Genomic DNA, 7729 nt, shown 5'->3' with positions numbered 1-7729 from the left:
GCGATGATCGACGTCGATCTGGGCGGCCAGGACGATGCCGCGGTCGCCGCGGTCGCGCGCGCGGTTCGCGGCGTTGCGCCGACCGCGCGCGTCGACCGGCACGAAACCTGGATGTCACCTGTCAGCGGGGTAATGCGCTCGCTGACGCTGCTCGCGCTCGGCATCGTCCTGCTGATGGCCGGCGCGACCGCCGCAGTCGTCGTGCTGGCGGCGCGCGCGGGACTTGAAACGCACCGCGCGACGATCGAGGTCATGCACATGCTGGGGTCGACCGATCTGCAGGTCGCGCGTCTCTTCCAGCGTCGGGTGGCGATCGACGCCGCGATCGGCGGCGTGGCCGGTGCCGGCGTCGCGATCGCCGTCATTTTGCTGATCATGACCCGGTTGCAGGGGCTGGGCTCCGAACTGCTCGACGGGGGGCGGTTATCCTCGACCGACTGGGCCACGCTGGGCACGATGCCGATCGGGTTCATCGTGCTGGCGATGGTCGCCGCGCGCGCGACGATCGTGCGCGCGATGAGGACGACCCTGTGATTGTCCGCCTTCTGGGTGTCGGTGTGCTCGTCTGGGCGCTCGGGTTCGCCGCGTTCATGCTGCTCCTGCCGCCGCCGCTCAATGGCTCGACCACCGATGCGATCGTCGTGCCGACCGGCGGGGCAGGGCGGATCGATCGCGGTCTGGCGCTGCTGCGCGACCGCCAGGCCAAGCGGATGCTCGTGACCGGAGTCGCGCCCGGCGTCCGCCCGATCGACCTCGCGCTCGAATATCGCACCTCGCCCAGCGTCTTCGCCTGTTGCGTCGATCTCGGCGCGGATGCGGTGGATACGCGGTCGAATGCCGAGGAAACCGCGCGCTGGGTCAAGACGCACGACTATCGTACCGTGCGCCTCGTCACCTCGGACTGGCATGTCCCGCGCGCCAAGATGGAGCTTGCCGCGGTGCTCGGGCCGCGGGTGCTGGTGCTCGGCGACGGCGTCCCCGGCACGCCGCGGCTCGGGACGCTGGTCAACGAATACAACAAGTTGATCCTGCGACGGATCGCATTGTGGATAGGATTTGGCGCATGATCGCCTGGTTACGAACGATCGTCTTCATGATCGTCTTTTACAGTATCTCGGCGCCGATCGTGCTGACCGTGCCGATCAGCGCACTGTTCGGGTCGCGCGCGGTGATCGTCCATTCGACGGTGTGGACGCGGTTCCACCGCTGGGCGACGCGCTGGATCCTCGGCATCCGGATCCGGATCGAGGGGACGCGGCCCGACGTCGCGGCCTTCTACGCGTGCAAGCACCAGGCGATGTTCGAGACGCTCGAGCTTCAGGCGCTGCTCGACGGGCCGGCGATCGTGTTGAAGCGCGAACTGGCGGACATCCCCGCCTGGGGATGGGCGGCGCGACGCTATGGTGCGATCGTCGTCGACCGCGACGCATCCGCCAAGGCGCTGCGCAACATGATGCGCGAGGCGATCGCGGCCAAGGCGACCGGGCGCTCGGTCCTGATCTTCCCCGAAGGCACCCGGGTCGTGCCCGGCGAGCATCCGCCGCTCAAGCCGGGTTTTGCGGGCCTCTACCGCGCGCTCGGCATGCCGACGGTCCCAATCGCCTGCGACAGCGGCACCGTCTGGCCGCGCAAGGGGCCCAAGCGGGCGGGCGTCATCACCTTCCGCTTCGGCGAGGTCGTCCCCGCCGGTCTCAAACGCGAGGAGGCCGAGGCGCGCGTCCATGCGGCGATGAACGCGCTCGACGGCTGACGCCGCTGGCGGCGCTCCGAGCGGGGTCAGTCGTGCGCGCGGCCGAAATCGGCGGCGTCGTCGTCCTGACCCTGTTCGACGATCGACCGGCGCACCGCGCGCGTGCGCGTGAACAGGTCGAACAGCTCGTCGCCCTTGCCCCAGCGGATCGCGCGTTGCAGCGCGCTCAGATCCTCCGAAAAGCGTTGCAGCATGTCGAGCACCGCCTCGCGGTTGGTCAGGAACACGTCGCGCCACATCGTTGGATCCGACGCGGCGATGCGCGTGAAGTCGCGAAAGCCGCCCGCCGAATATTTGATCACCTCGGACTGGGTGACCTCTTCCAGATCGCTCGCGGTGCCGACGATCGTGTAGGCGATCAGATGGGGCAGATGGCTGGTGATCGCCAGCACCCGGTCGTGATGATCGGGGGCCATGAACTCGATCTGCGCGCCCAGCCGCCGCCAGAATTCGGCGACCCGCTCGACCGCAGCCGGATCGGCGCCCTCGGGGGGCGTGACGATGCACCAGCGATGGTTGAACAGTGTCGCGAACCCCGCCTCGGGCCCGCTGCGTTCGGTGCCAGCGACCGGATGCGCGGGGATCACGGTCGCGCCCGGCAGCGCCTCCGCCAGCACGCGTGCGACCTCGGTCTTGCTGCTGCCGACATCGCTGACGATCGCCTCGGCGGGCAGGTCCGCGGCAAACTCCGCCGCGACCGCCGCCATCGCGCCGACGGGGACGCACAGGATCACCAGATCGGCGTCGATCACCGCACTGCCCGCGGTGTCGGCGATGTCGTGGCACAACTCCAGCCGGTCCGCGGTCGCACGCACCGCGGGATCGACGTCATAGCCGGTGAGCCGCACCGTCGGCATCGCCTGCAGCACGCCGCGCGCGATCGACGACCCGATCAGCCCCAGTCCTAGGATCGTGACGCGTGCGAACGGCAGCATCAGCCCCGCTCGACCAGCGCGCGCAACGCCGCGATCACGCCGCGCGTCTCATCCTCGGTGCCGATCGTGATGCGCAGCGCATTGGGAAGGCCCTGTCCGGGCAGCCAGCGGACGATATACCCCGCCTCCATCAGCCCGTGATAGGCCGCGTCGGCGGTCAGCTGACCTTCGAACAGGACGAGCACGAAATTCGCCTTGGAGGGTACGCAGCGCAGGCCGGCATTACCCATCTGCGCGACCTGCTCGACGAACCAGCCGCGCCAGCGGTCGTTGTGCGCGCGAGTCGCATCGACAAAGCCGGTATCCGCCAGCGCCGCGACGGCCGCCGCCTGGCCCGCCGTCGTGACGTTGAAGGGCGCGCGGATGCGGTGCATCGCATCGATGATCGGCGCGCAGGCATAGCCCCAGCCGATCCGCTCCGCGGCAAGGCCGTGGATCTTCGAGAAGGTCCGCGTGACGAGCACGTTCGCCTCGGTCATCGCCAGCGCGAGGCCGGCATCATCCTCCTCGGGGCTGAGATATTCGGCATAGGCCTGGTCGAGGACGAGCAGCACCGAGCGCGGCAGGCCGGCGTGCAACCGGGCGATCTCGGCGCGCGGCGTGAACGTGCCGGTCGGGTTGTTCGGGTTGGCGACGAACACGACGCGGGTGCGTTCGGTGACCGCGGCGAGGATCGCATCGACATCGGTCGCATAGTCGCGGTCGTCGACGACGACCGGCTCGGCACCGACGCGCCGCGTCGCGATTTCGTAGACCGCAAAGCCGTAGCGGACATGGATGATCTCGTCGCCGGGGCCCGCATAGGCGCCCGCGACCAGATGCAGGATCTCGTCCGATCCGGTGCCATAGATCACGCGTGCCGGATCCAGGTCGTAATGCGCCGCCAGTGCCTCGCGCAGCGCGGTCGCGCTGGCGTCGGGATAGCGTTCGAGCGTGTGATCCGCGCCGTCGAACGCGGCCTTGGCCGCTGGGCTCGTCCCAAGCGGGTTCTCGTTCGACGACAGCTTGATCACCGTGCGGCCATCATCGGTCGTCGAGCGACCGGGCGTGTACGGCGCGATCCCCAGGATCCAGGGCTTCGGCGTGGGTGCGGGCATGATGTTTGTCATGGCCGCGGGGCATAGCGGTCGGTGTGGCGCAGTGGCAAATGGTTGTGGTAGCGGACGCGTCATGCTCGACACGATTGATCCCGACCGGACGACCGACGCGCGCTTCGGCCTGGCGCGTCGCGTGACCTTGCCGGGACCGTTGCGGCTCGATGGCGGCGTCCTGCTGTCGCCGGTCGACATTGCCTATGAAACCTATGGCACGCTGAATGCCGACGCCTCGAACGCGGTCCTGATCTGTCATGCGCTGACCGGTGATCAGCATGTCGCCTCGACGCATCCGCGGACCGGCAAGCCCGGCTGGTGGACGCGGATGGTCGGTGAGGGGCGACCGATCGATCCCGCGCGGCATTTCATCGTCTGCGCCAATGTGCTCGGCAGTTGCATGGGCTCGTCGGGGCCTGCGACGATCAACCCCGCGACTGGGCGCGCCTGGGCGATGGGGTTTCCGGTCATCACGATCCGCGACATGGTCCGCGCACAGGCAATGCTGCTCGACCATCTCGGCATCGACGTGCTGCAGGCGGTGGTCGGCGGATCGATGGGCGGGATGCAGGCGCTGAGCTGGCCCGCGACCTTCCCCGACCGGGTCCGCGCCTGTGTCGTGATCGCATCGACCGCGCGCCACACCGCGCAGAACATCGCCTTTCACGAGGTTGGCCGCCAGGCGGTGATGGCCGATCCGAACTGGCGCGGCGGCGATTATCACGACGAGTCCGCGCCGACCGCGGGGCTCGCGGTCGCGCGGATGGCGGCGCACATCACCTATCTGTCGGAAGCCGGGCTGACCGAGAAGTTCGGGCGGCGGCTGCAGGCCCGCGACGCCAAGTCGTTCGGCTTCGACGCCGATTTCCAGGTCGAGAGCTATCTGCGGCATCAGGGGCTCGCCTTCACCGACCGGTTCGACGCGAACTCCTATCTCTATATCACCCGCGCGATGGACTATTTCGATCTCGCGGAGGAGCATGGCGGGCTGCTCGCCAACGCCTTCCGCGCGACGAGCGCGCGCTTCTGCCTCGTCAGCTTCGACACCGACTGGCTCTATCCGACCGCGGAATCGCGCAGCATCGTCCAGGCGCTCAATGCCGCAGGCGCGCCGGTCAGCTTCGTCGAGCTCAGCAGCCCGTACGGCCATGACGCGTTTCTGCTTGAGGCGCCCGAGCTCAACCGCGTCGTCGACGGATTTCTGAGGGCAGGGGCATGAGCACCCCGACGCAGCAGGAGACGCTGCGCGCCGACCTGGGGATCATCGCGCATCACGTGGACCGTGGGTCGCGCGTGCTCGACGTCGGATGCGGCGACGGCGCGCTGATGGCGGCGCTCCGGGACGAGCGCGCGGTCGATGCGCGCGGGCTGGAGATCGATCCGGGCAACGTTGCGGCCGCGGTAGGCCGCGGCCTGTCGGTGATCCAGGGCGACGCCGATGTCGACCTGCAGGGCTATCCCGATGCCAGCTTCGACTATGCGATCCTCAGCCAGACATTGCAGACCGCGCGCGCGCCCGACCTGGTGCTCGACCATCTGCTGCGGATCGGTCGGCGCGCCTTTGTCAGCTTTCCCAACTTCGCGCATTGGCGCGTGCGGCTGTCGCTGCTGTGGGGCGGGCGGATGCCGGTCACGCGGCAATTGCCCGAAAGCTGGTACGACACCCCCAACATCCATCACGTCACGATCGACGACTTCCGGGCGTTCCTCCGGCAGCGCGGTGTGATCGTCGAGGGTGCCTGGTTCCTGTCGGGCGACAAGCAGACGACGTCGGCGGCTGCCAACCTGCTCGCCGAGCACGCCGTATTCCTGTTGCGGGGCGAACCGGGGGCATGACCCGGGCGCTCCCCCGGTAACACAGGTTATTTGTTTCAATTCGCTACACGTTCTTGATTCAAATCAATAAACCGAAGGAACGGATAGCCCGGCCAACGGTTGCCACGACAATGACCAAGACCGCCATGATCGTTGAAGATGAAATCTTCGTCGCGCTGGATCTCGAAAGGATCCTGATCGACGCGGGATATCACGTCGTGGCGATCGCGGCGGACCGCGAAACCGCGCTCATCGCCGCGGCCGGATGCGATTTCGCCTTTGTCGACGTCAATCTGCGCGACGGTCCGACCGGTCCGTCGATTGCGGAGACGATTGCGCGCGATCACGGCGTGAAGGTCGTCTTCGTCACCGCCAATCCCAGCCAGATCGGCGACGCCGATTGCCTCGGCTATATCCGCAAGCCGTTCAACGATGCCGCGATCCTCGCCGCCGCCGAACTGGCGACCACGGGTCAGGCGCTACGCGGCGGTAGCGAACTGATCCAGATCCGACGGCGCGGGAACTGACGGGGAGACCGCGCGGTCAGCGGCAGAAGGAGGGGAGGGGGACCCCGATCTCGACGCACAGCCCCTCGGGACGCCAATCGCGCCGCACCGTCCCGCCCAACTGGCGAACCGCACTCATTTCGATCAGCTGACTGCCAAAACCCTTATGGCTCGTCGGGTGCGCGATCGGCGGGCCACCCTGCTCGCGCCAGGTCAGACGCACCGTGCCCGTGGCGCCGTCCCCGTCATGCCCGATCGTCAGCGCGACATGCCCATCGACGGTCGACAGCGCGCCGTATTTCGTCGCGTTCGTCGCGAGCTCGTGAAACAGCAGGGCGAGCGGGGTCGCGGAACGATCGTCGATCCGCACATCGTCGCCGATCACGACCAGACGATCCGTCCCGTCTTGCCGATAGGGTTCGAACAAATCGCCCAGCAGGCCCTTCAGACTGTCCTGCGGGGCTTCCGGACGCGACTGGGTGCTGTGCGGGCGGACGAAGTCGTGTGCACGGCCCAGCGCGGTGATGCGGTGGCGCAGGTCGGTCGCGATCCCGGCGAATTCGGGTTTGCCGCGCGCGGAAAAGGCGATGAGTCCGGCGATGACGGCGAAGATGTTCTTGATCCGGTGGCTCAGCTCCTGGCTGATCACCTCGCGCTCTTCATAGGCGAGCTTCTGCTCGTGGATGTCGGTGCAGGTCCCGAACCAGCGCGTGATCGCGCCCTGGTCGTCGCGTACCGGCAAAGCGCGGCCGAGCACCCAGCGATAGGTGCCGTCCCGGTGCCGCAACCGATATTCGATCGTATAGGGCTCGCCGCTCGCGAGCGAATGGCGCCAGATCGTCCAGGCGCGGTCCTGGTCCTCGGGATGGAACACGTCGTTCCAGCCCTCGCCATCGGTCGTGCCGGGCGTCGTGCCGGTAAACTCGTACCAGCGCGCATTGTAATAATCATGGAAGCCGTCGGGCAGCGTCGACCAGACCATCTGCGGCATCGTATCGGCCAGCGTCCGGAACCGCAGATCGCTCGCCTCGAGCGTGCGCCGCGCCCGCGCCTCGGCAAAGGCCTGTTCGCGCGCGGTCCGGCGATCGTCGAGCCGCCCCATCGCCGCCTTGGCCAGCAGTGTCAGCCCGTCACGCTGGAACGGCGTAAGCCCCGCCCGCGAGGTCGTCGCCAGCACGCACAGCGCGCCGAGCGGCACGCCTTCGCTCGAGACCAGAGGCGCCCCCGCGTAGAAGCGGACATGCGGAGCACCGGTGACGAGCGCGTTGTCCACGAACCGCGGATCGGCCTGCGCGTCGGGCACTTCCATCACGTCGTGATGGTGCATCGCATGCGCACAGAAGGACTGGCTCCGCGGCGTCTGGTCGAGATCGGTGCCGCTGCGTGAAAGGAACCGCTGATATTCCTCCTCGACCAGGCTCAGCAGTGCGATCGGCGCATCGCACAACCGGGCTGCGAACGACACGATGTCGTCCAGCTCACCCTGCATGCGCGCGCCCGCGACATCGTAGGACGAGATGACGCGTGATCGCGCCGCCTCGTCGTACACGCTCGGCGCTACTGGAGTCGAAACGGGCGGCGTCACGATGCTTAGAACGGCACGTCGTCGTCGAGATCGTCCGAGAACCCGCC

General features: G+C 68.0%; 9 protein-coding genes. 6 read left to right on the top strand and 3 right to left on the bottom strand.

What is annotated here, in order from left to right; all coding sequences use genetic code 11:
• The 3 genes from sphsw_RS04220 to sphsw_RS04210 all read left to right on the top strand — a co-directional run.
• The coding region (locus sphsw_RS04220) for an FtsX-like permease family protein (protein WP_031439521.1) at positions 1–534 on the top strand (534 nt) is incomplete at its 5' end.
• The gene (locus sphsw_RS04215) at positions 531–1067 is read left to right on the top strand and encodes a YdcF family protein (RefSeq protein ID WP_031393671.1); all 537 of its coding nucleotides are present in this window, start codon (positions 531–533) and stop codon (positions 1065–1067) included. The genes sphsw_RS04220 and sphsw_RS04215, both read left to right, overlap by 4 nt.
• Entirely contained in the window at positions 1064–1750 is a 687-nt protein-coding gene (locus tag sphsw_RS04210) for a lysophospholipid acyltransferase family protein (protein ID WP_031439520.1), read from the top strand. The genes sphsw_RS04215 and sphsw_RS04210 overlap by 4 nt, the downstream gene beginning before the upstream one ends.
• A 26-nt stretch (positions 1751–1776) precedes the next feature.
• On the opposite strand, the gene sphsw_RS04205 is transcribed toward sphsw_RS04210, so the two are convergent.
• Together sphsw_RS04205 and hisC are read right to left on the bottom strand one after the other, a co-directional pair.
• A complete protein-coding gene (locus sphsw_RS04205; protein ID WP_031439519.1) occupies positions 1777–2685 on the bottom strand; it encodes a prephenate/arogenate dehydrogenase family protein in 909 nt (302 codons plus the stop codon).
• Positions 2685–3782: a histidinol-phosphate transaminase gene (gene hisC / locus sphsw_RS04200; RefSeq protein WP_031439518.1), complete on the bottom strand. Its 1098-nt coding sequence runs from the start codon at positions 3780–3782 to the stop codon at positions 2685–2687. Before hisC ends, sphsw_RS04205 begins: the two co-directional genes overlap by 1 nt.
• A gap of 73 nt (positions 3783–3855) precedes the next feature.
• On the opposite strand from hisC, the gene metX reads away from it, so the two are divergent.
• From metX to sphsw_RS04185, 3 genes are all read left to right on the top strand, one after another.
• A complete protein-coding gene (metX, locus tag sphsw_RS04195) occupies positions 3856–4995 on the top strand; it encodes a homoserine O-acetyltransferase MetX (protein ID WP_031439517.1) in 1140 nt (379 codons plus the stop codon).
• Positions 4992–5612 (top strand): methionine biosynthesis protein MetW, encoded by a 621-nt coding sequence (metW, locus tag sphsw_RS04190; RefSeq protein ID WP_031439516.1) that lies wholly within the window; start codon positions 4992–4994, stop codon positions 5610–5612. The genes metX and metW overlap by 4 nt, the downstream gene beginning before the upstream one ends.
• Positions 5613–5722: 110 nt before the next feature.
• Entirely contained in the window at positions 5723–6118 is a 396-nt protein-coding gene (locus sphsw_RS04185) for a response regulator (protein ID WP_031439515.1), read from the top strand.
• Between the two features lie 16 nt (positions 6119–6134).
• Here the strand turns inward: sphsw_RS04185 and sphsw_RS04180 are convergent, their stop codons facing one another.
• On the bottom strand, positions 6135–7586 hold the full coding sequence (locus sphsw_RS04180) for a sensor histidine kinase (RefSeq protein ID WP_081874124.1): 1452 nt from the start codon (positions 7584–7586) through the stop codon (positions 6135–6137).
• Between the last annotated feature and the right edge of the window lie 143 nt (positions 7587–7729).

It is taken from the genome of Sphingomonas sp. FUKUSWIS1, assembly GCF_000733135.1.
Taxonomy (GTDB): Bacteria; Pseudomonadota; Alphaproteobacteria; order Sphingomonadales; family Sphingomonadaceae; genus Sphingomonas; species Sphingomonas aerolata.
Note: the sequence above shows the minus strand (reverse complement) of the source record. Positions and strands in the feature narration are given on the sequence as shown.

Coding starts and splice junctions, on each gene's coding strand:
- sphsw_RS04210 (WP_031439520.1), top strand. CDS start 1,064: ATGATCGCCTGGTTACGAACGATCGTCTTCATGATCGTCTTTTACAGT.
- sphsw_RS04205 (WP_031439519.1), bottom strand. CDS start 2,685: ATGCTGCCGTTCGCACGCGTCACGATCCTAGGACTGGGGCTGATCGGG.
- hisC (WP_031439518.1), bottom strand. CDS start 3,782: ATGCCCGCACCCACGCCGAAGCCCTGGATCCTGGGGATCGCGCCGTAC.
- metX (WP_031439517.1), top strand. CDS start 3,856: ATGCTCGACACGATTGATCCCGACCGGACGACCGACGCGCGCTTCGGC.
- metW (WP_031439516.1), top strand. CDS start 4,992: ATGAGCACCCCGACGCAGCAGGAGACGCTGCGCGCCGACCTGGGGATC.
- sphsw_RS04185 (WP_031439515.1), top strand. CDS start 5,723: ATGACCAAGACCGCCATGATCGTTGAAGATGAAATCTTCGTCGCGCTG.
- sphsw_RS04180 (WP_081874124.1), bottom strand. CDS start 7,586: ATGCAGGGTGAGCTGGACGACATCGTGTCGTTCGCAGCCCGGTTGTGC.